General features: G+C 71.6%; 24 protein-coding genes. 7 read left to right on the top strand and 17 right to left on the bottom strand.

Translation table 11 applies throughout. The features are described from left to right. Position 1 precedes the first annotated feature (1 nt). The 6 genes from shc to ACQPZP_RS30155 all read right to left on the bottom strand — a co-directional run bounded on the left by shc (position 2) and on the right by ACQPZP_RS30155 (position 6,453). Positions 2-1,948 carry a squalene--hopene cyclase gene (gene shc, locus ACQPZP_RS30180; RefSeq protein WP_433473107.1) on the bottom strand — a complete coding sequence of 649 codons (1,947 nt, stop codon included), beginning with the start codon at positions 1,946-1,948 and terminating at the stop codon, positions 2-4. Next, entirely contained in the window at positions 1,948-2,973 is a 1,026-nt protein-coding gene (locus ACQPZP_RS30175) for a polyprenyl synthetase family protein (RefSeq protein ID WP_433473106.1), read from the bottom strand. Before ACQPZP_RS30175 ends, shc begins: the two co-directional genes overlap by 1 nt. Next, entirely contained in the window at positions 2,970-4,289 is a 1,320-nt protein-coding gene (gene hpnE / locus ACQPZP_RS30170; protein WP_433473105.1) for a hydroxysqualene dehydroxylase HpnE, read from the bottom strand. Before hpnE ends, ACQPZP_RS30175 begins: the two co-directional genes overlap by 4 nt. After that, the gene (locus ACQPZP_RS30165) at positions 4,286-5,203 is read right to left on the bottom strand and encodes a phytoene/squalene synthase family protein (protein ID WP_433462745.1); all 918 of its coding nucleotides are present in this window, start codon (positions 5,201-5,203) and stop codon (positions 4,286-4,288) included. Before ACQPZP_RS30165 ends, hpnE begins: the two co-directional genes overlap by 4 nt. Then, entirely contained in the window at positions 5,200-6,063 is an 864-nt protein-coding gene (gene hpnC, locus ACQPZP_RS30160) for a squalene synthase HpnC (protein WP_433473104.1), read from the bottom strand. The genes ACQPZP_RS30165 and hpnC overlap by 4 nt, the downstream gene beginning before the upstream one ends. A 111-nt stretch (positions 6,064-6,174) precedes the next feature. Beyond that, positions 6,175-6,453: a DUF1905 domain-containing protein gene (locus tag ACQPZP_RS30155; RefSeq protein WP_433462743.1), complete on the bottom strand. Its 279-nt coding sequence runs from the start codon at positions 6,451-6,453 to the stop codon at positions 6,175-6,177. A 262-nt stretch (positions 6,454-6,715) separates the two neighbouring features. Between ACQPZP_RS30155 and ACQPZP_RS30150 the strand changes: the two genes are divergently transcribed. Together ACQPZP_RS30150 and ACQPZP_RS30145 are read left to right on the top strand one after the other, a co-directional pair. Beyond that, positions 6,716-6,934: a hypothetical protein gene (locus tag ACQPZP_RS30150; RefSeq protein WP_433473103.1), complete on the top strand. Its 219-nt coding sequence runs from the start codon at positions 6,716-6,718 to the stop codon at positions 6,932-6,934. A gap of 630 nt (positions 6,935-7,564) precedes the next feature. After that, on the top strand, positions 7,565-10,330 hold the full coding sequence (locus ACQPZP_RS30145; protein WP_433473102.1) for an aconitate hydratase: 2,766 nt from the start codon (positions 7,565-7,567) through the stop codon (positions 10,328-10,330). 55 nt (positions 10,331-10,385) lie between these two features. Here ACQPZP_RS30145 and ACQPZP_RS30140 read toward each other — a convergent pair whose 3' ends face one another. Further along, on the bottom strand, positions 10,386-11,105 hold the full coding sequence (locus ACQPZP_RS30140; protein WP_433473101.1) for an SDR family oxidoreductase: 720 nt from the start codon (positions 11,103-11,105) through the stop codon (positions 10,386-10,388). Between the two features lie 86 nt (positions 11,106-11,191). On the opposite strand from ACQPZP_RS30140, the gene ACQPZP_RS30135 reads away from it, so the two are divergent. Next, complete coding sequence (locus ACQPZP_RS30135) at positions 11,192-11,782, top strand: TetR/AcrR family transcriptional regulator (RefSeq protein ID WP_433473100.1); 591 nt, start codon at positions 11,192-11,194, stop codon at positions 11,780-11,782. Here ACQPZP_RS30135 and ACQPZP_RS30130 read toward each other — a convergent pair. Then, the gene (locus ACQPZP_RS30130; RefSeq protein WP_433473099.1) at positions 11,779-12,399 is read right to left on the bottom strand and encodes a LysE family translocator; all 621 of its coding nucleotides are present in this window, start codon (positions 12,397-12,399) and stop codon (positions 11,779-11,781) included. The genes ACQPZP_RS30135 and ACQPZP_RS30130 overlap by 4 nt on opposite strands. Before the next feature lie 74 nt (positions 12,400-12,473). Here ACQPZP_RS30130 and ACQPZP_RS30125 point away from each other — a divergent pair, with 74 nt between their 5' ends. From ACQPZP_RS30125 to mug, 3 genes are read left to right on the top strand one after another with little or no spacing between them, the layout of a single operon-like run. Next, a complete protein-coding gene (locus ACQPZP_RS30125) occupies positions 12,474-13,412 on the top strand; it encodes an aldo/keto reductase (RefSeq protein WP_433473098.1) in 939 nt (312 codons plus the stop codon). A 46-nt stretch (positions 13,413-13,458) separates the two neighbouring features. Next, positions 13,459-14,178, top strand: a complete 720-nt coding sequence (locus tag ACQPZP_RS30120) for a sulfite exporter TauE/SafE family protein (RefSeq protein ID WP_433473097.1) — start codon at positions 13,459-13,461, stop codon at positions 14,176-14,178. After that, on the top strand, positions 14,178-14,756 hold the full coding sequence (gene mug / locus ACQPZP_RS30115; RefSeq protein WP_433473096.1) for a G/U mismatch-specific DNA glycosylase: 579 nt from the start codon (positions 14,178-14,180) through the stop codon (positions 14,754-14,756). The genes ACQPZP_RS30120 and mug overlap by 1 nt, the downstream gene beginning before the upstream one ends. 24 nt (positions 14,757-14,780) lie before the next feature. Here the strand turns inward: mug and ACQPZP_RS30110 are convergent, their stop codons facing one another. The 5 genes from ACQPZP_RS30110 to idi form a co-directional block, all read right to left on the bottom strand. Continuing rightward, positions 14,781-15,194: a hypothetical protein gene (locus ACQPZP_RS30110; RefSeq protein WP_433473095.1), complete on the bottom strand. Its 414-nt coding sequence runs from the start codon at positions 15,192-15,194 to the stop codon at positions 14,781-14,783. Between the two features lie 259 nt (positions 15,195-15,453). Further along, positions 15,454-16,290 carry a carbohydrate ABC transporter permease gene (locus tag ACQPZP_RS30105; protein ID WP_433473094.1) on the bottom strand — a complete coding sequence of 279 codons (837 nt, stop codon included), beginning with the start codon at positions 16,288-16,290 and terminating at the stop codon, positions 15,454-15,456. Continuing rightward, positions 16,287-17,153: a carbohydrate ABC transporter permease gene (locus ACQPZP_RS30100; RefSeq protein WP_433473093.1), complete on the bottom strand. Its 867-nt coding sequence runs from the start codon at positions 17,151-17,153 to the stop codon at positions 16,287-16,289. Before ACQPZP_RS30100 ends, ACQPZP_RS30105 begins: the two co-directional genes overlap by 4 nt. Before the next feature lie 23 nt (positions 17,154-17,176). Next, entirely contained in the window at positions 17,177-18,481 is a 1,305-nt protein-coding gene (locus ACQPZP_RS30095; protein ID WP_433462732.1) for an ABC transporter substrate-binding protein, read from the bottom strand. A gap of 138 nt (positions 18,482-18,619) precedes the next feature. Further along, positions 18,620-19,198 (bottom strand): isopentenyl-diphosphate Delta-isomerase, encoded by a 579-nt coding sequence (idi, locus tag ACQPZP_RS30090; RefSeq protein ID WP_433473092.1) that lies wholly within the window; start codon positions 19,196-19,198, stop codon positions 18,620-18,622. A 151-nt stretch (positions 19,199-19,349) separates the two neighbouring features. Between idi and dxs the strand changes: the two genes are divergently transcribed. Next, positions 19,350-21,272 carry a 1-deoxy-D-xylulose-5-phosphate synthase gene (gene dxs / locus ACQPZP_RS30085; RefSeq protein ID WP_433473091.1) on the top strand — a complete coding sequence of 641 codons (1,923 nt, stop codon included), beginning with the start codon at positions 19,350-19,352 and terminating at the stop codon, positions 21,270-21,272. On the opposite strand, the gene ACQPZP_RS30080 is transcribed toward dxs, so the two are convergent. The 4 genes from ACQPZP_RS30080 to ACQPZP_RS30065 all read right to left on the bottom strand — a co-directional run bounded on the left by ACQPZP_RS30080 (position 21,269) and on the right by ACQPZP_RS30065 (position 25,506). Next, positions 21,269-21,634: a hypothetical protein gene (locus ACQPZP_RS30080; protein ID WP_433462729.1), complete on the bottom strand. Its 366-nt coding sequence runs from the start codon at positions 21,632-21,634 to the stop codon at positions 21,269-21,271. The two genes, dxs and ACQPZP_RS30080, sit on opposite strands and share 4 nt — an antisense overlap. A 71-nt stretch (positions 21,635-21,705) precedes the next feature. Then, positions 21,706-23,064: an FAD-dependent oxidoreductase gene (locus ACQPZP_RS30075; RefSeq protein WP_433473090.1), complete on the bottom strand. Its 1,359-nt coding sequence runs from the start codon at positions 23,062-23,064 to the stop codon at positions 21,706-21,708. A gap of 56 nt (positions 23,065-23,120) precedes the next feature. Beyond that, positions 23,121-23,948, bottom strand: a complete 828-nt coding sequence (locus ACQPZP_RS30070; protein ID WP_433473089.1) for an SAM-dependent methyltransferase — start codon at positions 23,946-23,948, stop codon at positions 23,121-23,123. 73 nt (positions 23,949-24,021) lie between these two features. After that, positions 24,022-25,506, bottom strand: a complete 1,485-nt coding sequence (locus ACQPZP_RS30065) for an amino acid permease (RefSeq protein WP_433473088.1) — start codon at positions 25,504-25,506, stop codon at positions 24,022-24,024. Positions 25,507-25,690 lie beyond the last annotated feature (184 nt).

The raw sequence follows: 25,690 nt of genomic DNA, 5'->3' as shown, positions 1-25,690 counted from the left end.
TCTAGGCCCCTTCCGGGTCGCTTCGCTCACCGTGCGCGGTCGCGGCGGGCTGTGGCAGGGAGAGCGGACTCCCCTTCACGTACCGGCCGAGCGCGCTCAGCGGGAACACCAGGCGGTACAGGTGGTAGTTGATGTAGAAGTCGCCGGGGAAGCCGGTGCCGGTGAAGTGGTCCTCGTCCCACGTCCCGTCCGGGCGCTGGTGCTCGACGAGCCAGCGGACCCCGCGCTCGACGGCCGGGCCCCGTTCACCGGCGGCGAGCAGCGCGAGCAGCGCCCACGCGGTCTGCGACGCCGTGGAGGCGCCGTGCCCGACCCACGTCCGGTCCCGGTAGGAGCGCAGGTCCTCGCCCCAGCCGCCGTCGTCGCGCTGGTGGCGCTCCAGCCAGCCGACCGCGTCCCGGATCGCGCGCCCGCCCGGCCGGACGCCCGCCGCGATGAGCGCGGGCACGACGCTGCCCGTCCCGTACACGTGGTTGGCGCCCCACCGGCCGAACCAGGACCCGTCCGGTTCCTGCGCCTTCAGCAGCCAGACGACGGCCCGCTTCACGAGCAGCGAGTCGGCCATGCCCCGGTGCGCCATCGCCTCCACGACGTGCGCGGTGACGTCGGCGGACGGCGGGTCGATGACCTCGCCGAAGTCGCAGAAGGGCAGCCTCCGGCACAGGGCGCGGGTGTTGTCGGCGTCGAACGCGCCGAACCCGCCGTCCCGGGACGCCATCCCGGCCATCCAGCGGACGCCGCGCTCGATCGCCGGCTCGGCGTCCGGATGCCGGACGCGGTTGAGCGCGATGACCGCCTCGGCGGTGTCGTCGGTGTCGGGGTAGCAGTCGTTGTCGAACTCGAACGCCCAGCCGCCCGGGGGCAGGCCGGGACGCCGCACCGCCCAGTCTCCGGGCCCCTTCACCTCCTCGCCGATCACCCACTCCGCGGCCCGCTCCAGGGCGGGATGCCCGGCCTGCAGGCCCGAGTCGGCGAGCGCGTTCATGGCGAGGACGGTGTCCCAGACGGGGGACTGGCACGCCTCCAGGCGCCGCCCCTTCTCGTCCCGGATCGTGAAGCGTTCGAGCCCGTCCAGTCCCCGCCGGACGACCGGGTGGCCGAGGCCGTAGCCGAGCAGGTGCAGCGCGATCAGCGAGTACACCCAGGGCGGCTGGATCCCGCCCCAGGACCCGTCCCGCTCCTGCCGCGCGACGATCCACTCGCCGGCGCGGCGGAGCGCGGCCGTGCGCAGCCCCTTCAGCGGACGCCGCTCGTACACGTGCAGGGCCCGGTCGAGCGCCCCGAACGTCTCGCCCCAGCCGGGCAGGCCCCGCCTCCGGGGACGGGGGACGTCGTAGCCGGGGTACAGCTCGTCCAGCCCGAACGGCAGCGGCCGGACGGGACGCAGCGCGGCCACCACCGTCAGCGGCACGACCGTCTGCCGCGCCCAGCACGCGAAGTCGTAGACGTTCAGCGGGAACCAGCGCGGCAGGAAGATCATCTCCGGGGGCAGGACCGGCAGCCGGTCCCACGGCCAGCGGCCGAACATGGCCAGCCAGAACCGGGTGAACACGCGGGTCGCCGGGACGCCGCCCTCGCCGCGGACGTAGGCGGCGGCGCGGACCATGTGGCCCGCGTCCGGCGGGTCCCCGGCGAGCCGCAGCGCCACGTACGCCTCGACGGTCGTGGACAGGTCAGGCGGGCCGTCGTGGAAGTTGGCCCAGGTGCCGTCCGCGGCCTGCTGGGATCTGATCCAGCGGGCCGCCTCGCGGGTGTCCTCCTCGGAGCGGATGCCGAGGAACTCGCGGAGCAGCAGGTCCTCGGCGTCCATCGTCACGTTGGTCTGCAGCTCGCCCTTCCACCAGCCTTCCGGCGACTGGAGGAACAGCAGATGCTCGCGGGCGGCGTCCAGCGCGTCCGCGGCCGTCCTCGTCCCGGTGGCCGCCGCGGCGGGTTCGGTGGTCGTCATCAGTGGTCCCGGCAGGTGACGAAGTCGGCGATGTGCAGGAACTCGGCGCGGACGGGCTCGGGCAGCCGGGCGGAGACGAGGTGCTCGGCGGCGCGCTGGATGCGGCTCTCCGCCTCTATCTCGGCCCAGGCGCGCCCGCCCGCCGCCTCCACGAGGGCGGCGGCCTCGGACAGCTCCTCCTCGGCGGGCTCCTTCCCGGCCGGCCCGGGCCGCGCGTACAGAGCGGCGAGCTTCGCGGCCTCCGGGGTGCCGGAGTTCAGCGCGGCGACGACCGGCAGCGACATCTTGCGGGACCGCAGGTCCGACAGAGCGGGCTTGCCGGTGGTCTCCGGGTCGCCCCAGATGCCGAGCAGGTCGTCCACGAGCTGGAACGCGATGCCGAGGTCCTCGCCGAACGCCTGCAGCGCCTCGCAGAGCCTGTCGGAGGCCCCGTCCAGGACGGCCCCGATCGAACAGGAGCACGCCAGCAGCGCGGCGGTCTTGCCGGACGCCATGGCGACGCACTCGTCCACGCTGATCTGCCTGCGCGTCTCGAAGTCCATGTCGAGGGACTGACCGGCGATGAGGCGGCGCGTCGCGACGGACAGCGCGCGCGCCGCCCGCGCCGATCCCTGGCCGGGCGCCTCCAGCAGGACCTCACCGGCGAGGGCGAGAAGCGCGTCCCCGGCCAGGATCGTGGACGCCTCCCCGAACACGGTCCATGCCGCCGGACGGTGCCTGCGCGTCCGGTCGCGGTCCATGATGTCGTCGTGCAGGAGCGAGAACGCATGGGTCAGCTCGACCGCGACCGCTCCCGGCAGCCCGCTTTCCGGCGGCGCCACCGCGGCGCGCGCGGACAGCAGCGCGAGCGCCGGGCGGAGGGCCTTGCCCACCGGCGCCTTGTGCGGGCGGCCCTCCTCGTCCGTCCAGCCGAGGTGGTAGGCCGCGACACGGTAGGTGCGCGGGTCGAGGCGGCCGACCGCGGCGCGCAGCGCGCCGTCGACGAGCCCGCGGACGTCGGTCATCGAGACCGGCACAGTAGTCATCGGTCGGTCACCCTCTCCAGGTGGCGGCGGACCAGGCGGGCGGCGGTGAGACCACTGCGCACTGCTCCCTCCATCGTGTCGGGCCAGCCCGTGTCGGTCCACGCGCCGGCCAGGAACAGCCCGGGGGCGCGCGTCGCCGCGCCGGGACGCGCGGCCGCGGTGCCGGGACGCTGCCGGAACGTCGCGCGCCGCTCCCGCGTCACGAACAGCTCGCGGACCTCGGCGTCCCACGCGGCGGGCAGCAGCCGCCGCAGCTCCGGCAGGAACCGGGCGCGCAGCCGCGCGGTCGGCATGTCGACCCAGCGGTCCGCGGCCGACAGCGACACCGCGAGGTACTGGCCGCGGCGCAGCCCGCTCACCGCCGTCCGGTCGAACACCCACTGGACCGGCGAGCCCACCGCGGCGGCGAACGGCCCGTCCATGACCTTCCGGTCGTAGACGACGTGCACGTTCACGATCGGGCTGGCGTCCAGCTCGGGCCAGCGCAGCGGGTCCGGCAGCGCCTGCGCCGGCAGCAGCCGTGCCGCGGCCTCGTGCGGCACCGCCATGATCACCGCGTCGGCGGCGATCGGCACCCCGTCCACGACCACCTTCGGGTCGGTCGTGACGGCCTCGACCTTGGCCTTCAGCCGGACGGTCCCGCCCATCTCCGCGATGCGCCGCAGCGCCGGGCCGCCGTGCAGCTCCTCCAGCGGGACGAGCGGCAGCCCGATGTCGGCCGCGTCGGCGCGTCCGAACAGGGCCCGCCCGCAGACCATCGCGGACAGCCCGAGCGCCGCCTCGTCCACGTCGGCGTTCAGCGCGGACGTGATGAACAGGCCCCACAGGGCGTCCCGCGCCCACGGCCGCTGCCCGTGCCGCGACAGCCACGTCCCCGCGGAGACCAGGTCGAGCTCGGGGTCGGCGGGATCGAGGCGCCGGAGCGCGGCCGCGGCGCGCACCGCGCGGAGCCGGTCGGCGGCCGACAGCGGCGCGTACCGGGCCAGCGCCGGCAGCAGGTGGAACGGGCTCGGCAGGTTCGACCGCCGCAGCCGCGCCGGGCCGCCGCCCGCCCGCAGGACGGGGACGTCGAACCGGTCCTGCAGGTCGACGAGATGGTCGGCGCGCAGCCTGCGCAGCAGTCCCTGGTACGCCGAGCAGCACCGCAGGAACACGTGCTGGCCGTTGTCGACGCTCAGCTCGCCGCGCACGAACGAATGCGTGGCCCCGCCGAGCCATGGCCGGGCCTCGACGAGCGTGACCGGCACCCGCGACTCCTGGAGCGCGATCGCGGCGCTGATGCCCGCGAGCCCGCCGCCGACGATGACGACGCTCATCGCTCCACCCCCGAGAGTGCGCGTGCGGCCACGACCGCCTTCTGCCAGGTCGGCAGGGAGACCCGGGTGTTCAGCGCCAGCTGCGGGCGGGCCGCGATGGACTCCAGCAGCCGCCGGTAGATGCCGGCCATCGCCGCCGTGCACGCCGCGCTGCGCCGGTCCAGCAGCGGCAGGAGCCGCAGGCCCTCCGCGTACCAGGCGCGGGCCCGCTCCGCCTGGAAGCCGATCAGCTCGCCCAGCCGCCACGGCGGGTCGATGAACGTGCCCGACTCGTCCAGCTCCAGCGTGCAGCCGAACCGCGCGAGGTCCTCGGCCGGGATGTAGACCCGCCCGGCCATCCGGTCCTCGCGCAGGTCGCGCAGGATGTTGGTGAGCTGCAGCGCGACGCCGAGGGAGTCGGCGAGCCCCTCCGCCCGCTGCCGGCCGTCCGAGCCGAACACCCCGAGCGACAGCCGGCCGACCGTCCCCGCGACCCGCTGGCAGTAGCGCAGCAGGTCGTCGAACGTCCCGTAGTCGGCGCCCCGCACGTCGTTCTCGCACCCGTCGATCAGCTCGTCGAACGCGTCGAGGGGGATCGGGTAGCGGCCCGCCGCGTCCGCCAGCGCGGTCAGCACCGGATGCCCCTCCAGCGCCTGGACGTCCACCCGCCGCCGCAGCACCTCCTGGACGGTCAGCAGCCGCTGCCGGGACCGGTCCAGCAGATCCAGCCGCACGCACGCCGGCTCCGGCCCGTCCCCGATGTCGTCGATGCCCCGCGCGAACGCGTAGATCGCGCTCATCGCCCGCCGCTTCGGGGCCGGCATCAGCCGGATCCCGTAGGCGAAGTTGCGGGCCTCGTCGCGCACCACCCGCTCGCAGTGCCGGTACGCCTCGACGACCCGCTCGGAACGCTCGCAAGCCTCCGAAACCGTCATCGCCCCCTCCTTCCAAGAGCGCGCGCCCAGCCGGCCGGCAGCGTCGCCCGCCGTGGACGCAGCGGATGCGCGAGCACGTCATGGCGCCCGCGTTCCAGGGCCGACAGCGCCGCGCGCCCCCCGGCCACATAGCCCGCGACGGCGAATCGCGCCCAGCCCGTCAGATCCGCCATCAGCGGGGCGGCACCGCCGTCCAGCAGGTCGCGGGCGCGGCCCGCCTGCAGCGCCAGGACGCCGCGCAGCCGCGTCGGCGTCACCCGGCGCGCCAGGTCCTCCTCCGCGCAGCCGAACCTCCGCAGGTCCTCGGCGGGCAGGTAGATCCGGCCGTTCCGGTAGTCCTCCCCGGCGTCCTGGCAGTGCTCGATGATCTGTAACGCCGTGCAGACGTCGTCGGACGCGGCCACGAGACGCGGCCGGTGCGCGCGGAACAGGTGCAGGACGATGCGTCCCACGGGCGCCGCCGACAGGGCGCAGTAGCCTCTCAGCTCCTCGAACGTCTCGTACCGGTGGACGGCCTGGTCCTGCCGGTTCGCCTGGACGAGGTCGCGGAACGGCTCCTCCGGGATCCGGTGCGCGTGCACCGTCCCCGCCAGCCTGCGCAGTTGCGGCAGTGCCGGCGTCCGCCCCGCGAACACCCGGTCCAGGTCGTCGTCCACGAGGCCGAGCAGCTTGGGCCGCTGCTCCGGCGGCGCCTCGTCGCCGATGTCGTCGACGAGGCGCGCGAAACCGTAGACGGCCCGCAGGTCGGCGCGGTGGCGGGCGGGCAGCAGCCGCGCCGCCACCGGGAAGTTCTCCCGTGCCGCGAGCCGGTCCAGCGCGCGATCGTGCTCCGCGGCGCTCCAGGACGGTTCAATGATCACCTTGATGAGATCGACCGGTCCGGCACCAGAGAAACTCTGGCCAAGGTATGGACTTATTTAAACGGTGCGTGTCCGGGGCCTGAACCGTTCCAGGGCCCCGCCTGGGCGGCCCTATCCGAGGCGTTCGTCCAGGTGGACGGTGACGGTGTCGCCGGCGTCCTTGCCGAGCGCCTCGCGGATCTCCGCCTTCACGGCCAGCTTGTGCGTGCCGTCGCCCAGCGCCATGAAGGAGCCCCGGAACGGATGCCCGTCGATGGTCCCCTTGACCTTCACCAGGCCGCGGGTGCCGAAGAACTCCACCGACTTCGGCCAGATCACGTACGTCCAGCCGCCTTTGGCCGGGCTCTTCCGCAGAACCGCCGTGAATGCCTCGTCGAGTTGCGTGGTCATGAGGTGTCCTTTCCGTGGCCGTTGTTCTCGGATGCAGACTTTCCGGGGGGCCGGAACTCATCGCCGCGCGTGCGGCCGAACGCCGCGCGGCGAGGCGGCATGTCGGAACATGACCAAGCGGCGTCCCCCTTCTCGGCATCAACCCATGATCCGGAACGGCGGGCATTGGACCTCTTGCAAGGCCGAGATCCGCGGTGCATCGTGGACCCATCGCGTCGAAGATCGTTTCGGATGCGATCCCCCTACAGGGAGGAAGACGCAGATGCGCCTGCGCAGGACAGCCGTTGGCGTCGGGATCGCCATCGCGGCGGTCGGCGGCATGAGCGTTCCCGCTCACGCGGCCGGCTGGAAGGCCTGGGACCGGTTCACCAGCAAGTCCAAATGCATCGACGCCGGCCAGCAGTATGTGCGCGAGGGCTTCAACGACTACAAGTGCACCTACGACCCCGGGTACCCGCCGTGGATCCTGTGGCTCAAGTAGAGCCCCCTTCATCCACCCGATTCACCAGCTGAGAAGAAGGCCGTAACCCGCCTCGGCGGTCTCCTCCATCCACCGGAGCGTTTCGCCCGGGAGGGGGACCGCCGAGGAATTCCTCGAACGATGGCGCTTCCGCCACGAACACTTTCTGATTCCCCGGCACACGCCGGTTCCATTCCCGCGCCAGCCCGATAAAAGGCGCGGCATCGACGCTGCCCGTTGCCGGAGGGTCGTCCATTCCTCGGCGAGACGGCGGCTCACGGAGTAGACGTACCAGGCGTGGAGATACCGCCTGTGCCCTCCGTCCCCCACCTCCGCGATGTGGGCGCGCCGGCGCCGCACGGCGGTCGACGTCCCCCCGTCGAGCCTGCGGAGCCCTGGTCCGGTGGGTGCAAGTAACTTGATGTCGAGATAAATTGGAGATAGCTTGACGTCGAGAGAAAAGACGCGGAAGTTAGGCGGACCTGATTCCCGGTCGGGGGCCTGACTAGGGCAGGATCAAGGAAGACGAGCATCCCGCTCCGCCGCGCGCCGCCCCGCGACGGCCCCCGGGGCGGGCCTATCGAGGAACAAGACGAGCGCCGCGCGCTCATGTCCCGGACCGGACGCGCGGTGTCGACTGAGGAGGAGTCCGTGTCCGCGAACAGCTTCGGCAGCCGTGACAAGCTGCAGGTTGGCGACAGGTCGTACGACATCTACCGGCTGGACGCCGTCGAGGGCGCGGCCCGTCTCCCGTACAGCCTGAAGGTGCTGCTGGAGAACCTGCTGCGCACCGAGGACGGCGCGAACGTGACCGCCGAGCACATCAGCGCGCTGGCGCAGTGGGACTCGCAGGCGCAGCCGAGCAAGGAGATCCAGTTCACCCCCGCGCGGGTGATCATGCAGGACTTCACCGGCGTGCCGTGCGTGGTGGACCTCGCCACGATGCGCGAGGCCGTGCGGGATCTGGGCGGCGACCCGGCCAAGATCAACCCGTTGGCGCCGGCCGAGATGGTGATCGACCATTCGGTGATCGTCGACTACTTCGGCTCGCCGGACGCCTTCGAGCGCAACGTGCAGCGCGAGTACGAGCGCAACAAGGAGCGCTACCAGTTCCTGCGGTGGGGGCAGACGGCGTTCGACGAGTTCAAGGTCGTGCCGCCCGGCACCGGCATCGTCCACCAGGTGAACATCGAGCACCTGGCCCGCGTGGTGTTCGACCGGAACGGGGTCGCCTACCCGGACACGTGCGTCGGCACCGACTCGCACACCACGATGGAGAACGGCATCGGCGTCCTCGGCTGGGGCGTCGGCGGCATCGAGGCGGAGGCCGCCATGCTCGGCCAGCCGATCTCGATGCTCATCCCGCGCGTGGTCGGCTTCAAGCTGACCGGTGAGCTGCCCGCCGGCACGACCGCGACGGACCTGGTGCTGACCATCACCGAGATGCTGCGCGAGCACGGCGTCGTCGGCAAGTTCGTCGAGTTCTACGGCGAGGGCGTGCACGCGCTGCCGCTGGCCAACCGCGCCACGATCGGCAACATGAGCCCCGAGTTCGGCTCCACCTGCGCCATCTTCCCGATCGACGACGAGACGCTGAAGTACCTGCGGCTCACCGGGCGGGACGAGGAGCAGATCGCGCTCGTCGAGGCGTACGCCAAGGCGCAGGGCATGTGGCTCGACCCCTCGGTGGAGCCGGAGTTCTCCGAGTACCTGGAGCTGGACCTCGCGACGGTCGTCCCGTCGCTGGCCGGCCCGAAGCGCCCGCAGGACCGCATCTCCCTGGCGGAGGCCAAGCAGACCTGGCGGCGGGACGTGCAGAACTACGTCGCGAGCGTGCAGGGCGCGGCCGACGAGGCGTCCAACGAGTCGTTCCCGGCCTCGGACTCCCCGGCGATCAGCCACGACACGAGCGGGGACAAGCCGCGCCCGCACGGCACCAACGGTGCCGGACGGCCGCACAACCTCGTCCCGGTCACGCTGGAGGACGGGACGGCGTTCGAGCTCGACCACGGGCACATCGCCGTCGCCGCCATCACGTCCTGCACCAACACGTCCAACCCGTACGTGATGATCGGCGCCGCGCTGCTGGCCAAGAACGCGGTGGAGAAGGGCCTGACCCGCAAGCCGTGGGTGAAGACGTCGCTCGCGCCCGGGTCCCAGGTCGTCACCGACTACCTGGAGCGCGCCGGCCTCACCCCGTACCTCGACAAGATCGGCTTCAACCTGGTCGGGTACGGCTGCACCACCTGCATCGGCAACACCGGCCCGCTGCAGCCGGAGATCTCCAAGGCCGTCAACGACAACGACCTGGCGGTCACCGCGGTGCTGTCCGGCAACCGCAACTTCGAGGGCCGCATCAGCCCCGACGTGAAGATGAACTACCTGGCGTCCCCGCCGCTGGTCATCGCCTACGCGCTGGCCGGGACGATGGACATCGACATCCTCAACGACCCGATCGCCGAAGGCGCCGACGGCCCCGTCCACCTGCGCGACATCTGGCCCGGGCCGGAGGAGGTCGCCTCGATCGTCGAGTCGTCGATCGGGCAGGAGATGTTCGCGCAGAGCTACGCCGACGTCTTCAAGGGCGACGAGCGCTGGACCGGCCTCGACATCCCGACCGGCGACCTGTTCGAGTGGGACGCCGCGTCCACCTACGTCCGCAAGGCGCCGTACTTCGACGGCATGGCCGCCGAGCCGGAGCCGGTCGCCGACGTCCACGGCGCCCGCGTCCTGGCGAAGCTGGGCGACTCGGTCACCACCGACCACATCTCCCCGGCCGGGTCCATCAAGGCCGGCACCCCCGCCGCCCAGTACCTGCGGGACAACGGCGTCGAGGTCAAGGACTTCAACTCCTACGGCTCGCGCCGCGGGAACCACGAGGTCATGATCCGCGGGACGTTCGCCAACATCCGGCTCCGCAACCAGCTCCTGGACGGCGTCGAGGGCGGCTACACCCGCGACTTCACCCAGGACGGCGCGCCGCAGGCGTTCATCTACGACGCCGCGCAGAACTACGCCGCGCAGGGCACCCCGCTCGTCGTCATCGCCGGCAAGGAGTACGGCTCCGGGTCGTCTCGCGACTGGGCGGCGAAGGGCACCGCGCTGCTCGGCGTCCGCGCCGTCATCGCGCAGTCCTACGAGCGGATCCACCGCTCGAACCTGATCGGCCTCGGCGTCCTGCCGCTGCAGTTCAAGGAGGGCGAGTCCGCCGAGTCCCTCGGCCTCACCGGCACCGAAACGTTCGACATCACCGGCGTCACCGCGCTGAACGAGGGCGGTGTCCCTGACGAGGTCACCGTCAGCGCCGACGGCAAGGAGTTCACCGCCGTCGTCCGCATCGACACGCCGGGCGAGGCGGACTACTACCGCAACGGCGGCATCCTCCAGTACGTCCTCCGCAACCTGATCCGCAAGTAGCCCACGACCGCGAAAAGGGCCGCTCCCTCCCGGGGGAGCGGCCCTTTTCTCGTGTTCAGCGGCCGGTGGGCAGGCTCAGGCCGCCGTTGCACTCGACGACGTTGCCGGTGATGAACCCGTTCGTCGCGGTCAGCAGGACCGCCTGCGCCACGTCCTCCGGACGTCCGATGCGCCCGACCGGAAGGGCGGCGGCGTGCTCGGCGAACATGGCCGCGCGCTGCTCGGCCGGCATGCCGTCCCACCACGGGGTCTCGATGACGCCGGGGGAGACCGCGTTGACGCGCAGCGGGGCCAGTTCCGCCGCCAGCGGGCCGACCATCGCCTCCAGCGCGCCGTTGATGGCGGCGAGGCCGGCCGTGCCGGGCAGCGCGGCGCGCGCCGACGACGCGGTGATGAACGTGATCGAGCCGTCCGGCGCCATCCGGGGCAGCGCCGCCTGCACGAGCCGCAGGTGCAGCCAGAACTTCGCCTCGAAGCCGGCGCGGAGGTCGGCCAGGTCGAGGGTGGCGATGGGGCCCGCCCCGGATCCGCCGCTCAGGGCCAGGACGAGGTGGTCGTACGTGGCGTCCCCGGCGAAGAAGCCGGTCACCTCCTCCTCCGCGGACGCGTCCATGCGACGGGCGGTGAGGCCGTCGGCCGCGGCCTTGGCAAGGCGTTCCTCGTCGCGTCCGGTGACGGCGACGTCGGCGCCCTGACCGGCGAACAGCGCGGCCGTGGCCGCGCCGATGCCCGAGGTGCCACCGCAGACCAGGACCTTCTTCCCGTTCAGCGTCATGGTGTGCGCTCCTTCATTGTCGAGACTTGCCGTCTCGTCAATTATTTGTCGAGACCGATGGTTTCGTCAAACGGTATGCTCGGGCCATGACCGCCGAGACCCGCCGCCCGCACACCGGCCGGCGCCGCAACGAGGCCGCGCGCCAGGCGATCCTGGACGTCGCCGTCGACCTGCTGGGACGCACCGACGACACGCCCGTGACGATCGACACGATCGCGGCCGCGGCCGGTGTCGGGAAGCAGACGATCTACCGCTGGTGGCCGTCCAAGGGGGCCGTCCTGCTGGAGGCGCTGGCGGGGCGGGCGGGGGTGGACGTGCCCGTGCCCGACACGGGCACGCTGGAGGACGATCTTGAGGCGTTCCTCCGCGCGACGTTCCTCGCCGGCGGGCATCCTCGGACCGTCTCGGCTCTGCGGTACACGATGGCCGAGGCGCAGCGCGACCCGCACTCCCGCGAGCACATGCGCGAGTTCATCGCGGGGCGCCGCCGCGTCCTGCGCGGCCTGCTGGAACGCGCGCGCGATCGTGGCGAGATCGGCGCGGGGGCCGACCTCGATCTCATCGTCGACCAGGCCTACGGCGTGCTCTGGTATCGCATCCTGACCGGGCACGCGGACCTGTCCGAGGCGGACGCGGTCGCGCTGGCCGCGGCGCTCGCCGGGCAGGCCCGGGGTTAGTGCTCGACGGCGAGGCGGAGGCCGAAGCCGATGAAGGCGAGGCCCGTGACCTGCTGGACGCGGCGCTTCACGGCGGGGCGGGCCAGGGCGCGGCGCGCGGCGCCCGCGGCGCCGACGACGAGCCCGAACCACAGCAGGCCCTCGACGGCGTGGATCGCGGCGAAGAGCATGCTCGTCCAGAACATGGACGCCCCGTCCGGCACGAACTGGGGCAGCAGGCTCATGTAGAAGACGCCGATCTTGGGGTTGAGCAGGTTGGTGGTGAAACCGGTGCGCAGCGCGGCGGCGCCGGACAGTTCAGGCTCCGGGGTCCCGGCGGAGTCGTGGGATTTGCGGCGGGCCCTCCACAGCGCCTGGCCGCCGAGCCACAGCAGGTAACAGGCGCCCGCGACGCGCAGCACGTCGAACGCGATGCGGGACGCGGCGAGCAGCGCGGTCAGCCCGGCAGCGCTCGCCATCGCCCAGCACAGGCAGCCGGACGCGACGCCGAGGGCGGCGAGGTAGCCCGTCCGCCGTCCGCTGGTCACGGTGGTGCGCAGGACGAGCATGGTGTCGAGCCCCGGTGTGATCGTGACCAGGGCCGCCATGGCGGCGAAGGCGAGGCAGGCGGCGAGCATCCGGACATTCTGCCAAGAATCATCTTCGCGGCGGAGGGAAGGGCCGCCTCGAACCCGTTTGATTGGATCGACACATGGCTGACTCGAAGAAGATCGGTGACCTGGACGTCTTCCCCATGTGCCTGGGCGGCAACGTCTTCGGCTGGACCGCGGACAGGGACCGCTCGTTCGAAATCCTGGACGCCTATGCCGAGGCCGGCGGCGACTTCGTGGACACGGCCGACTCGTACCTGGCGTCCGCGCCCGGCAACAGCGGCGGCGAGTCCGAGACGATCATCGGCGAGTGGACGGCGTCGCGCGGCAACCGGGACGACATCGTCGTGGCGACCAAGGTGGGCCGCCATCCCGCGCGCCCGGGGCTGTCGGCGCCGAACATCAAGGCCGCCGCGGACGACTCGCTCCGGCGGCTCCGCACCGACCGCATCGACCTCTACTACACGCACTTCGACGACCCGGACGTCCCGGTCGAGGAGATCATGACGGCGCTGGACGACCTGGTCGCCGCCGGCAAGGTCCGGCACATCGCGGTGTCCAACATCGAACCGGACCGGCTCGAAGCCTCCCTGGCGTTCAGCGAGCGCGAGGGCACGGCCCGCTACGTGGCCATCCAGCCGCACTACAACCTGGTGTCCCGCGACACCTACGAGGGCCCGCGCCGCGACATCGCGCAACGGTACGGTCTGGCCGCCGTGCCGTACTTCGGGCTCGCGTCCGGATTCCTGACCGGCAAGTACCGTCCCGGGGCCCGGGTGGACAGCGCGCGCGCCGGCCGTGCCGCCGGGCACCTGGAGACCGAACGCGGCCGCCGTGTCCTGGCCGCGCTCGACATCGTCGCCGGGGAACAGGGCGTCGCCGTCGCGGCCGTGGCGCTCGCCTGGCTGGCCGCGCAGCCGACCGTCGCCGCGCCCATCGCGAGCGCCCGGACCCTCGAACAGCTCCCGCCGATCATCGAGGCCGCCAGGACGACCCTGACCGGCGACCAGCTCAAGCGCCTCACCGAGGCGTCCGCGTGATAGTGGCTTCACCGATCGGATAAGTCGGGATGTACCGTCCGGCGGCGTGCCGGATCTCGACTTCCTCCTGTTCGGCGGCCTCGCCGCGCTGGTCGGCGCGATCGTGCAGGGCAGCGTCGGCCTCGGCGTCGGGCTGGTCGCGACCCCGATCGTGACGATGCTGTTCCCGTCCCTGATGCCGGGGTCGATCCTCGTCGTCGCGCTCGCCCTGCCGCTCGCGACCCTCGCCCAGGAGGTCGGGCACGCCGACCTGCGCGGGCTCGGCTGGGCGTTCGGCGGCCGCCTCGTCGGGACGCCGCTCGGCGTGTGGCTGGTGGCGGCCGCCCCCGAGCGCGTCCTCGGCATCGTGATCGGCGTCGTCGTGCTCGCCGCGCTCGCCCTGACGAGCTGGTCGCGGGAGGTGCCGCGCAACCGCCGCACGCTCGCCACCGCCGGCGTCATCTCCGGCACCACCGGCACCGCGTCCGGCATCGGCGGCCCGCCGATGGCGCTGCTCTACCAGCGTGAGAGCGGCCCCCGCGTCCGGGCGACCCTGGCGGTCTTCTTCATCGCCGGCGCGCTGGTCTCCCTAGCCACCCTCGCCGCCGCCGGACGCCTCCCCGCCCGGCAGGTCGTCGCCGGGCTGGAGCTCCTCCCGTTCGTGCTCGCCGGGTTCCTTGCCGCCGGTCCGCTGCGCCGCTACCTGGACGCCGGACGCCTCCGCCTGGCGCTCCTCGTCGTCGTGGGGACGTCCGCGGTGACGCTGATCGTCCGTAATCTGATCTGATGCGCCCCACCCGGACCCGCCCCACCAAGGACGACCTCGAGGCCGCCCGCGACCGCCTCATCCCCGACGTCCTGCCACCGGTCGGCGGGACGCTCCACGTCCTGTTCAGCGGCATCAACCCCGGCCTGTACTCGGGGGCGACGGGCCACCACTTCGCCCGCCCGGGCAACCGCTTCTGGCCCGCGCTGCACCGCTCCGGATTCACCGGCCGCCTGCTGGATCCGTCCGAGCAGGACCTTCTGCCGGGCTACGGCCTCGGCATCACCAACCTGGCGCCCCGCACCACGGCGCGCGCGGACGAGCTGACGGACGCCGAACTCCGCGAGGGCGGACACCGGCTGGCCGCGCTCGTCGACCGCCACCGGCCGTCCTACCTCGCGGTGGCCGGCATCACCGCCTACCGCACCGCCTTCGGCCGCCCCCGCACCCGTATCGGGCCGCAGGACGAGGCGTTCGGTCCCGCGCGCCTCTGGGTCCTGCCCAACCCGAGCGGGCTCAACGCGAGCTGGACGCTCGACAGGATCGCCGCCGAGTTCCGCCGCCTCCGCGAGGCCGCCGAAGCCCTCCGGGCCGTGTGACCGAGGCCCTCCGGCCCGGGTGAGTCAGGAGTTCAGGGCGAACATCGTGTTCACCTCGTTGACCAGGGTGGGAGACGGCTGCCAGAGGTCGGTGCGGCCCAGCGCCACGATGGGGCGGGGGAGGGCCCGGATCCCGGTCAGGTGCCAGTGGTGGAGGCCCGGCTGCGCCCAGGGGCCGCAGTCGCAGGAGGCGTTCCCGACGGCGGCCGAGCACACGTGGTCGAGCTCGGCGACCGCGATGACGGCGCCGATGGTGGCGAGCGGGTCGCGGGGGTCCCAGCCGGCGGCCTGGATGAGCGGGGAGTCGCACGCCTTCAGGTCGACGCGCATGGAGGCGTGGATGAGGATCGGCCCCCGGTAGGCGGACGGCAGGCTCTGGTTCGAAACCGACTTGCCACCACGCGCGATCGCGAACGCCCAGGGCTGCTGAACACTCATCGCCTGCACGCGGTCACCTCCAGTGCTCGCCCGTCCTCCACCGGCCCGGAATCGTCCGGGGCCTCCGGCCGGACGCCGGGGTGCCGCGCGACGATGCCCGAGAGGCTAGGCGCATCCCGGCTGATTTGCCAATGAACGAGGCGAATGGGTTGTTGTCCGCATGGGACGGCTGCCGGGCCGTTTCATCCCCATGCGGAACTCGTCTGAACACCCATGTGACGCCTGAGGACGGGGCCCGGTTGACGTGTTCGTGAGACTTTCAGCCCTTCAGCGCGCCCGCCATGAGACCGCGCATGAAGAACCGTCCGAGCAGCAGGTAGACGAGGAGCGTCGGCAGGGAGGCCAGGAGCGCCTCGGCCATCTGCTGGTTGTACTGGACGGCGACCGCGCCCGACCCGGCCGTGTTGTTCAGCATCACCGTGACGGGCCAGCTGTCGGGCGCGCCGAGGAAGACCGCGAACAGGAAGTCGTTCCACATGGACGTGAACTGCCAGATCAGCGTCACCGCGAACGCCGGCGCCGACACGGGCAGGACGACCGACCAGTACGTGCGGAGCATCCCGGCGCCGTCCACGCGGGACGCCTCGATCAGCTCGTCCGGGATCGTCACGTAGTAGTTCCGGAAGATCAGCGTGCAGATCGGGATGCCGTACACCACGTGGGCGAGGACGAGACCGCGGATCGTCCCGACGAGCTCCATGTCGGTCAGCAGCCCGGCCAGCGGGATCATCACCGCCTGGTACGGGATGAACATGCCGAACAGGAACAGCGTGAAGACGACGTCCGCGCCGGGGAACCGCCACTTGGACAGGACGTACCCGTTCAGCGAGCCGAGCACGGCCGAGATCAGCGACCCGGAGACGGCGATCTTGACGCTGTTCTCCAGGCCCGGTCGCAGCGCGTCCCAGGCCGAGCTCCAGCCGGACGTGCTCCACTGGCCCGGCAGGTTCCACGCGCTGCTCGGATCCGCCTCGTCCAGCGGCTTGAAGCTCGTGACCACCAGCACGTACACGGGGATCAGGAACAGCAGGACGAACGCCAGCAGGACGGCCGGCTTCGCCGCCCGCCAGGCGCCGGGTGCCGCTGCGCGCGTCATCGCGTCCGCTCCGAACGTACCGACCAGACCAGGTAGGGGATCACCAGGACGGCCACCGCGACCAGCATGTACGTGGCGATCGTGGCGCCGTTCGCGGGATCGTGCCGGTCGAAGATCTCCACATAGGTGGCGACGGCCGGCACGTAGGTGATGATCTGCTTGCCCGCGATCGCCATGATCAGGTCGAACACCTTCAGCGAGATGTGCCCGAGGATGATCAGCGCGGACAGCGTCACCGGGCGCAGCTGCGGGAACACCACGTACCGGTACACCTTCCACTCCGACGCGCCGTCCACCCGCGCCGCCTCCCGCAGCTCCTCGGGGACGCTGCGGAACCCGGCCAGATACAGCGCCATGACATATCCGGACATCTGCCAGATCGCGGGGAGGGCCATCGCCGCCATACCCCAGTCCGGGTCCTGCCACCAGTCGTTCGCCAGCGCCCCGAGGTGCAGCTTGTCGAACAGCTGGTTGAAGCCGACCGCGCGCTCCGGCGGCGCCGGGTTCATCAGCCAGCGCCACACGACGCCGCTGGCGATGAACGACACCGCCATGGGGAACAGGTAGATGACGCGGAAGGACGCCTCACCCCTGATGCCCTTGTCCATCAGGAACGCCAGGAACGCGCCGAGCAGCAGCGCGCCGAGGACGAACACCGCCGTGAACAGCAGCGCGTGCTTCACCGCGCCGGGCCAGCTGGGCTGGTGCCACAGGTCGACGAAGTTCCTGCCCTTGTCGAACCCGTACTCGGTGACCTCGTCGTGCTTGCCGCTCAGCGCGACCCGCGTGTTCCAGAAGATGAGCCCGTAGACGAACAGGCCGATCGCGACGATGGACGGCGAGACCAGCAGCAGCCCGGGCAACCACTTCCGGCTACGGCGAAACCTCACTGGCCGCTGTTCTTGGCCGCGTTCACCAGTCCCTGCTGCAGCTTGCCGACGTCCTTGTTCTGCAGGAAGAGGCCCACCGCCGTGTCGATGTCGGTGTGCTGCTTCTTACTGGCGTTGACGCCGTGCCAGAACGAGCCCGCCAGCTTGATGCTCGGGCTGTTCCACTGCTCGAACGCGTACTGGAGGTAGCCCTTGTAGAGGCTCTTGTCGGCGTCCTTGCGGGCGGGGACGGAGCCCTTCTTCGGGTTGAACAGGTCCTGCCCCTCCTTGCTGGACACCTCCTTCAGCCACGCGAGGGCGCCGCCGCGGTGGGGTGCGCCCTTGGGAAGGGTGAAGCTGTCCGACAGCCACATGTAGGTGCCGTCCGTGCCGGGGGACGGCGCGTACTTGAAGTCGGTGTCGAGCTTCTTGCCGAGGCCGTTGGGCGCGCTGCCGGTGAAGTACCCGTACGCCCAGTCGCCCATGATGTTGAACGCGGCCTTGTCGTCCACGACGGCCTTCGCGGCGCCCTGCCAGTCGGTGGACGCGGCCTCCAGGGTCGTGTACTTCATGATCTCGGCGTAGTCGTTGAGCGCCTTGGTGACCTGGGGGCCGCTCCAGTCGGCGCCCGGCTTCCACAGCGCGTTGTAGCCGTCGGTGCCGAGGTCGCCGAGCAGGACGTTCTCCAGCAGGTGGTCGGCCGTCCACTGCGCGCCGAGCGACAGCGGGACCTTCTTGGTCTTCTCCTTGACGGCCTTCAGCGCGGTGATGAACTCGGCGATCGACTTGGGCGGTCCGGCGACCCCGGCGTCCTTGAGGATGTCCGGGTTGTACCAGAGCACGTTCGACCGGTGGATGTTCACCGGCACCGAGTAGATCTTCCCCTTGTAGCTGATCTGGTCGAGCAATTGCTGGGGGTAGACCGACTTCAGCTTGTTCTCGTCGTAGAAGGAGTCCAGCGGCTCGATCTGGCCGGCCTTGATGTAGTCGAGCAGCTCGGCGCCCGCGTGGCCCTGGAACGAGTCCGGCGGCTTGCGGTTCTGCAGCCGGCTCGCCAGGACGGCCTGGGCCTGGGTGCCCGATCCGCCGGCGATGGCCGCGTTGACGAACTTGGTGCCGGGGTTCTTCTTCTCGAAGTCGGCCTGCATCGCGGCGAGCCCGTCCGCCTCGCCCGGCCCGGTCCACCAGGAGAAGACCTCGACCTCGGACTTGTCGTTCGAGCCCTTGTCGTCGTTTCCGCCGCAACCGGAGACGGCAAGGGCGCCGGTCATGGCCACGGCCGCGAACACCGTCCAGCGGCGCCGGGGAACACGTACTCGCATCGTCCGTCCCTTCGTTGCCCCGAAAAGCAAGCGTCCGCTCGGGAAACGGGACGGTCAACACCGGGCACCGCAATGTGATCTTTCGGTGATGCGCGGTGATCTTCCGGTGATCGCGCGGGCGCGCCGGGCCGCCGGCCGCTACCAGCCGAGCGCGGGCGGCAGGCCCGACCGCCCGGCGTCCGGCCAGTCGGCGGGCGCGCCGAGCGGCGCGAGCTCGGCCAGCTGAAGCCGGTACCAGGGGGAGGACTCGGGCCGCCCGGTCAGCTCCAGGCAGCGCTCCCAGGTCCACCACTCGGCCTGCTCGACCTCGTCCGGGTTCGGGCGGACGGCCTCGTCCGCGGGGACGGTCGCGCGCACGACGGGGCAGCGCTCGTGCTCGACGGTGCCGTCCTCGGCCACGGCCCGGTACCGGAACCGCGGCAGGACGGACGTGAGCGAGGCGTCCGGGATGCCGAGCTCGTCCCGCAGCCGCCGGAGCACGGCGTCGCGGAGCTTCTCGCCCGGGCCGGGATGGCCGCAGCAGCTGCCCGTCCACACGCCCGGGAACGTCCGCTTGTCCAGCGCGCGCCGAGTGATCAGCACGCGACCCTCCGTATCCACCACATAGCATGAAAAAGCCAGATGATATGGCGTGTCACTGTGGTGGCTGTCGCTCTTCGGCGCGGTCCCTACCGCCTCGTCATCCGCGTTGAGCAGCACGATCTCTTCGACGCCCATGCTCACTTCCTACCCCATCCCTCCCGATGGGGTCAGCCTTTTCACACCCGCGAGGCGGGTGGCGTACGACGCGTCGCGGGCGAACCGGGATTAAACTCGGAACGGCCCGAGCCAGGGGCGAGACCGGGCCCCGACGGAGGAGTTGAAACGAGTGAGCCTGCTGGAGTCGATCACGGGTCCCGACGACCTCAAACGACTGGAGGCCGGTCAGCTGACTCGGCTCGCGGAGGAGGTCCGCGAGTTCCTCGTCCAGGCGGTCTCCAAGACCGGCGGGCATCTCGGCCCCAACCTGGGCGCCGTGGAGCTGACGATCGCGCTGCACCGCGTCTTCGACTCGCCGCACGACAAGATCCTTTTCGACACGGGGCACCAGGCGTACGTGCACAAGATGCTCACCGGGCGGCACGACTTCGAGCTGCTGCGCAAGCGCGGCGGCCTGTCCGGCTATCCGAGCCGCGCCGAGTCCGAGCACGACGTCATCGAGAACTCGCACGCCTCGACCGCCCTGTCCTACGCCGACGGGTTCGCCAAGGCGTTCCAGCTGCGCGGCGAGAGCGACCGCGCGGTGGTAGCGGTCGTCGGTGACGGCGCGCTGACCGGCGGCATGTGCTGGGAGGCGCTCAACAACATCGCCGCCGGCGTCGACCGTCCGGTCATCATCGTCGTCAACGACAACGGCCGGTCCTACTCGCCGACGATCGGCGGTCTCGCCTCCCACCTCGCCGACCTGCGCGTCACGCAGGGCTACGAGAACGCGCTCGACCTCATCAAGAAGACGGTGCCGCGCGCCCCGGTGGTCGGCAACGTCGCCTACGAGGCGCTGCACGGCATCAAGAAGGGCCTCAAGGACGTCCTGCAGCCGCAGGCCATGTTCGAGGACCTCGGCATGAAGTACGTCGGCCCGATCGACGGCCACGACGAGGACGCCGTCGAGCGCGCGCTGCGCCGCGCCCGCGGGTTCGGCCGCCCGGTCATCGTGCACTGCATCACCACCAAGGGACGCGGCTACGCGCCCGCCGAGAACGACACCGAGGACTGCATGCACGGCGGCGGCGCGTTCGACCCCGCCACCGGCAGGTTCGTCACGAAGAAGGGCGGCCCCGCCTGGACGAAGGTGTTCGGCGAGGAGATGGTCGCGATCGGCCGGGAGCGCCGTGACGTCGTCGGCATCACCGCCGCGATGCTCTACCCGGTCGGGCTCGCGCCGTTCGCCGAGGCGTTCCCCGACCGCATCTTCGACGTCGGCATCGCCGAGCAGCACGCCGTCACCTCGGCCACCGCCCTCGCGATGGGCGGCATGCACCCGGTCGTGGCGGTCTACGCGACGTTCCTCAACCGCGCCTTCGACCAGGTCCTTATGGACACGGCGCTGCACCGGCAGCCCGTCACGTTCGCCCTGGACCGCTCCGGCGTGACCGGCGACGACGGCGCCAGCCACAACGGCATGTGGGACATGTCGATCCTCCAGCTCGTCCCCGGCATGCGCGTCGCCGTGCCGCGCGACGGCGCCCGGCTGCGCGAGCTGCTGCGCGAGTGCGTGGAGGTCTCCGACGGCCCCACCGCGATCCGCTACCCCAAGGGCTCGGCGGCCGACGACATCGAGGCGATCGGCAAGGCCGGCGGCATGGACGTGCTGGCCCGCCACGAGGGCTCCAACGGCACCCGCGTCCTGCTGGTCGCGGCCGGCTCGATGGCGACGCCCGCGGTCGAGGCCGCCGAGCTGGTCGCCGCGCAGGGCATCGGCGTCACCGTCGTCGACCCCCGGTGGGTGAAGCCGCTCGACCCGGCGCTGCTCGATCTCGCCCGCGAGCACGCGCTCGTCGCCGTCGCCGAGGACAACGGCCGCACCGGCGCCGTCGGCGACGCGGTGGCCCGGCTGCTGCGCGACGCCGAGGTGGACGCCCCGATCCGCACGTTCGGCATCCCTCAGGAGTTCCTCGACCACGCGTCCCGCGGCGAGATCCTCGCCGACATCGGCCTGACGCCGCAGGCTCTGGCCCGCGACATCACCGAGTACGTGACCCGCATCACCGCGGACGCCCACGAGCCCGCGACCTCGGACGAGCGGCCCTAGACGCCCTCCGCGGACACCAGATGCCAGAAGTGGGTGATGGACGCCGAGGACGTGCCGAGTTCGCGTCCCGAGTACGTCCATCGCCCACGCAGGCACCAGGGGCGTCCGGCGCCGTCCTGGACGTAGACCTGGAGCGGGAAGCAGGCGTCGTGCGCGCGGATGACGCCCGCCGGGTCGACCGAGGGATCGAGCCGGGGCTCGCCTTCGCACCGCACGCCCATGACGGACGTGCGCGGGTCCTGGCGCAGAAGTCCCTGCGTCAGGTCGTACACGAGTACGGACACGTAATCGGGGCCGAGCCACCTCAGGTCGGGGACCGTCTCGGGTGGGGGGAACCCGTACAGTTCTGGACCGCCGGTCACACGCCGCACCGTAGCGCTCACGCCACATGTCCGTCACTACTTTCCCGGCGGGAACTTTTCGCGAAGATGAATCACTCGTGTTTGCGGCAGGCGGACGTCATCGCCTCCCAGCGGGCGAGCTTGACGCGCTCGCCCCGGTCGAGGCTGCGGGCGAGGGCGATCTCGGCGGCGTCGAGGTTGAGCCAGTCGTCGTAGGTGACGACGGGCAGCCCGCGCGACTCCAGCAGCTCCTCGACGGTGCGCTCCGGCGCCGTGCCGGCCCCGGCGACGTCCTCCAGCAGGTTGCGGACGGTCTCGGCGGCGTCGGACTTGTTGGTCCCGACGACGCCGGTCGGCCCGCGCTTGATCCAGCCGGCGACGTACTCGCGGGGGACGGGCGCGCCGTCCGCCCCGATGATGCGGCCGCCCTCGTTGGGGACGACGAAGGAGCGCTCGTCGAACGGGACGCCCTCCAGCGGCACGCTCTGGTAGCCGACCGACCGCAGCACCATCCCGACGGGCAGCGTCTCGAACTCGCCGGTTCCGGTGACGCGGCCCGAATCGTCCAGCCGGGTCCTCTCCAGCCGGAGGCCCTCGACCCGGTCGGTGCCGATGATCTCGGCGGGGGCGCGCCAGAACCGCACGTCGATGTGGCGGGCCCGGTCCGCGGCGGGCTCGCCGGTCCAGGCGTTCAGGACCTTGACGTTGCCGCGGACGTGCCGGTCGCTCTCGGCCAGCTCGGCGCTCGCCGGGTCGAGGTCCATGTCCTCCGGGCTGACGTGGATGCTCGCGTTCGGCAGCTCGCCCAGCTCGCGGGCCTCCTTGGTGGTGAACTTCGCCTGCGCCGGCCCGCGCCGCCCGATCATGTGGACGCGCCTGACCCGGCTCCGCGACAGCGCCTCGATGACCTGCTCGGGGACGTCGGTCTCGCGCAGCTCCCCGGCCGTCTTGGCGAGGATCCGGACGACGTCGACGGCGACGTTCCCGACCCCGATCACCGCGACCTCCTCGACGGAGAGGTCGAACTCGTGGTCGGCGGCGTCGGGGTGCCCGCAGTACCAGTTGACGAAGTCGGTCGCGGCGATGCTGCCGGGCAGGTCCTCGCCCGGGATCCGCATGTGCCGGTCGACCATCGCGCCGGTGGAGTAGATGACGGCGTCGTAGCAGTCCAGGAGGTCGGCGCGGGTGATGTCGCGGCCCAGCTCGACGCAGCCGAAGAAGCGGACGCCGGCCGTCTCCAGCACCTTCTGCAGGTACCGGGCGATCGACTTGATCGACGTGTGGTCGGGCGCGACACCGTAGCGCACCAGCCCGTACGGCGTCGGCAGCCGGTCGAACACGTCCACCCGGACATCGCCGCCGGTCTGCTTGACGAGGGCCTCCGCGGCGTAGATCCCCGCCGGGCCGGAACCGATCACCGCGACGCGCGCTGGAGGAGCCATGCGGGTCATTGTGCCCACCCGCCGGTCAAAAGGACACCGTGACCCGGGTCACGGGTTGGGCGTGTTCAGGGTTTGCGCGCGACGCCCGCCCACATCGGCACCTCGCGGGGCTCCCGCTCCCCGTCGCCGTCCGGGCGCCACTGCGGCGGCGAGACCAGCCCCGGTTCCACCAGCTCCAGCCCGTCGATCAGCGCCAGGACCTCGTCGTGGTCGCGCGGCCGCGCCTTCTGGACGGCGTTCTCGTTCCACATGCGGAACGCCTCCCGCACCTTCGGGCCGCCGAGCTCCGCGGTGGCGTGGGTGAAGGCCAGCCAGCTCCCGGACGGGACGGCGTCCAGCAGCCGCCACAGGATCGCGTGGGCGTCGCCGGCGTCGGTCACGAAGTGCATGAGGCTCATCAGCGTGATGGCGACGGGCTCGCCGAGGTCCAGGGTGCGGGACGCCTCGGCGAGGATCCGGCCGGGTTCGCGCAGGTCCGCGTCCAGGTAGGCGGTGACGCCCGACGGGCCGGAGTTCAGCAGCGCCCGGGCGTGCGCGAGCACCACCGGATCGTTGTCGGCGTACACCACGCGGGCGTCGGGCACGACGTCCTGCGCGACCTGGTGGACGTTCGGCTCGGTCGGCAGCCCGGTGCCGATGTCGAGGAACTGGCGGACGCCCTGCCCGGCGAGGAAGGCGACCGAGCGCCGCATGAACGTCCGGTCGGCGCGCACCATCGCGACGACGTGCGGATTGGCCTGGGCGATCTGCTCGCCGAGCTCGCGGTCGACCTCATAGTTGTCCTTGCCGCCGAGCCAGTAGTCCCAGACCCGGGCCGAGTGCGGCCTGGTCGAGTCGATCCGGTCCGAGGGGGTGGGGCCGCCCGCCGGAGGGGCGGAGGTGTCGCCTGCCATGTGCCTGTCACCGTCCAAGCGGGGGGATGCCGTGGCGCCTCACCAAGATCATATGACGGATGAGACCGCGGTATCAGGACTTGACGGAAACCTCCGACGCGCGGCCCAGCCGGCTGTTGCGGTACCCGTACAGGGCGTAGACGACGATGCCGACGGCCATCCAGGCCAGGAAGCGCAGCCAGGTCGCCACCGGCAGGTTGATCATCACGAACAGGCAGGCGAGCACGGACAGCACCGGGATGACCGGCACCCAGGGGGTGCGGAAGGCGCGCGGCAGTTCGGGGCGGGTGCGGCGCAGGATCATGATGCCGACGGAGACGACGAGGAACGCGAACAGGGTGCCGATGTTGACCAGCTCGGCGAGCTCGCTCAGCGGGATGAACCCGGCGAGGACCGCGACGATCACGCCCATGATGATCGTCGAGCGGTAGGGCGTGCCGAACCGCGGATGGACGACCGACAGCCAGCGCGGCATCAGGCCGTCCCGTCCCATGGCGAAGAAGATGCGGCTCTGCCCGAGCAGCAGGATCATCACCACGGTGGTGAGGCCGATCACGGCGCCGACGCTGATGATGGTGGAGAAGGCGGTGTGGCCGACGGACTTGAAGGCGTCGGCGAGGGGCGCGTCGGTGCTCAGCTTCTTGTAGTTCTCCATCCCGGCGACGACGGCCGAGACGGACGAGTACAGGACCGCGGTGACGACGAGCGAGCCGATGAGGCCGATCGGCAGGTCCCGCTGCGGGCGGCGGGCCTCCTCGGCGGCGGTCGCGACGACGTCGAACCCGATGTAGGCGAAGAAGACGATGGCGACCGCGGAGAAGACGCCGGGCCAGCCGTAGCTGACCGGCGCGCTGCCGAACATCACCTGGATCAGCGGCGCGTCGAGGCCCGCCACGTCCGGGGTCGGCTGGGCGGGCGGGATGAACGGATCGTAGTTGGCGCCCTTGATGAAGAACAGCCCGGCGAAGATGACCAGGAGCACCACGATGACCTTGATCGCGACCACGACCTCGTTGACCCGCGAGGAGATCTTGACGCCGAGGACGAGCAGCCCGGTCACCAGCAGCACGAGGGCGATGGCCGGGACGTTGACCGTCCCGCCCTCGCCGGGCGGGTCGGCGAGGGCGCCCGGCACCGTGACGCCGATGTCGTCCAGCAGCTCGGCGAAGTAGCCGGACCAGCCGACCGCCACGACCGCCGCGCCGAGCGCCATCTCCAGGATGAGGTCCCAGCCGATGATCCAGGCCGGGAACTCGCCGAGCGTGGAGTAGGAGAACGTGTACGCCGACCCCGCCACCGGGAGGGTCGACGCGAACTCGGCGTAGCAGAGGGCCGCGAGACCGCACACCACGGCGGCGAAGATGAACGACAGCGAGACCGCCGGGCCCGCCTTGTCCTTGGCGACCTGCCCGGTCAGCACGAAGATGCCGGTTCCGATGATCACGCCGACGCCGAAGACGGTGAGGTCGAGCGCGGACAGTTCCCGGCGGAGCCGGTGCGCCGGCTCCTCGGTGTCCCGGATCGACTGCTCGACCGACTTCGTGCGCAGCAGGTTCATCCTCGGCGCCCCCTCGCGTCCCGGTGCTCAACGGCCGTCAGCCGTATGCCCATATGTGCGCGGCTTATGATCAGCCGAAACGCGGGTGTGTCCGTGACGTGCGGAGACGCCGGAAAAGAGGCGTTCCGAGAGCGGCTCGGGACGCCTCTTCTCCGGTGTTCTCCGGTCTCGGCGGTGCGACAGG

The organism is Spirillospora sp. CA-142024 (assembly GCF_050942325.1).
In the GTDB taxonomy this organism is placed as follows: Bacteria; Actinomycetota; Actinomycetes; order Streptosporangiales; family Streptosporangiaceae; genus Spirillospora.
The sequence above is the reverse complement of the archived record's forward strand: the minus strand, read 5'-3'. Positions and strand labels throughout refer to the sequence as shown.

Coding starts and splice junctions, on each gene's coding strand:
- shc (WP_433473107.1), bottom strand. CDS start 1,948: ATGACGACCACCGAACCCGCCGCGGCGGCCACCGGGACGAGGACGGCC.
- ACQPZP_RS30175 (WP_433473106.1), bottom strand. CDS start 2,973: ATGACTACTGTGCCGGTCTCGATGACCGACGTCCGCGGGCTCGTCGAC.
- hpnE (WP_433473105.1), bottom strand. CDS start 4,289: ATGAGCGTCGTCATCGTCGGCGGCGGGCTCGCGGGCATCAGCGCCGCG.
- ACQPZP_RS30165 (WP_433462745.1), bottom strand. CDS start 5,203: ATGACGGTTTCGGAGGCTTGCGAGCGTTCCGAGCGGGTCGTCGAGGCG.
- ACQPZP_RS30155 (WP_433462743.1), bottom strand. CDS start 6,453: ATGACCACGCAACTCGACGAGGCATTCACGGCGGTTCTGCGGAAGAGC.
- ACQPZP_RS30150 (WP_433473103.1), top strand. CDS start 6,716: ATGCGCCTGCGCAGGACAGCCGTTGGCGTCGGGATCGCCATCGCGGCG.
- ACQPZP_RS30140 (WP_433473101.1), bottom strand. CDS start 11,105: ATGACGCTGAACGGGAAGAAGGTCCTGGTCTGCGGTGGCACCTCGGGC.
- ACQPZP_RS30135 (WP_433473100.1), top strand. CDS start 11,192: ATGACCGCCGAGACCCGCCGCCCGCACACCGGCCGGCGCCGCAACGAG.
- ACQPZP_RS30130 (WP_433473099.1), bottom strand. CDS start 12,399: ATGCTCGCCGCCTGCCTCGCCTTCGCCGCCATGGCGGCCCTGGTCACG.
- ACQPZP_RS30125 (WP_433473098.1), top strand. CDS start 12,474: ATGGCTGACTCGAAGAAGATCGGTGACCTGGACGTCTTCCCCATGTGC.
- mug (WP_433473096.1), top strand. CDS start 14,178: ATGCGCCCCACCCGGACCCGCCCCACCAAGGACGACCTCGAGGCCGCC.
- ACQPZP_RS30110 (WP_433473095.1), bottom strand. CDS start 15,194: ATGAGTGTTCAGCAGCCCTGGGCGTTCGCGATCGCGCGTGGTGGCAAG.
- ACQPZP_RS30105 (WP_433473094.1), bottom strand. CDS start 16,290: ATGACGCGCGCAGCGGCACCCGGCGCCTGGCGGGCGGCGAAGCCGGCC.
- ACQPZP_RS30095 (WP_433462732.1), bottom strand. CDS start 18,481: ATGCGAGTACGTGTTCCCCGGCGCCGCTGGACGGTGTTCGCGGCCGTG.
- idi (WP_433473092.1), bottom strand. CDS start 19,198: ATGGGCGTCGAAGAGATCGTGCTGCTCAACGCGGATGACGAGGCGGTA.
- ACQPZP_RS30075 (WP_433473090.1), bottom strand. CDS start 23,064: ATGACCCGCATGGCTCCTCCAGCGCGCGTCGCGGTGATCGGTTCCGGC.
- ACQPZP_RS30070 (WP_433473089.1), bottom strand. CDS start 23,948: ATGGCAGGCGACACCTCCGCCCCTCCGGCGGGCGGCCCCACCCCCTCG.
- ACQPZP_RS30065 (WP_433473088.1), bottom strand. CDS start 25,506: ATGAACCTGCTGCGCACGAAGTCGGTCGAGCAGTCGATCCGGGACACC.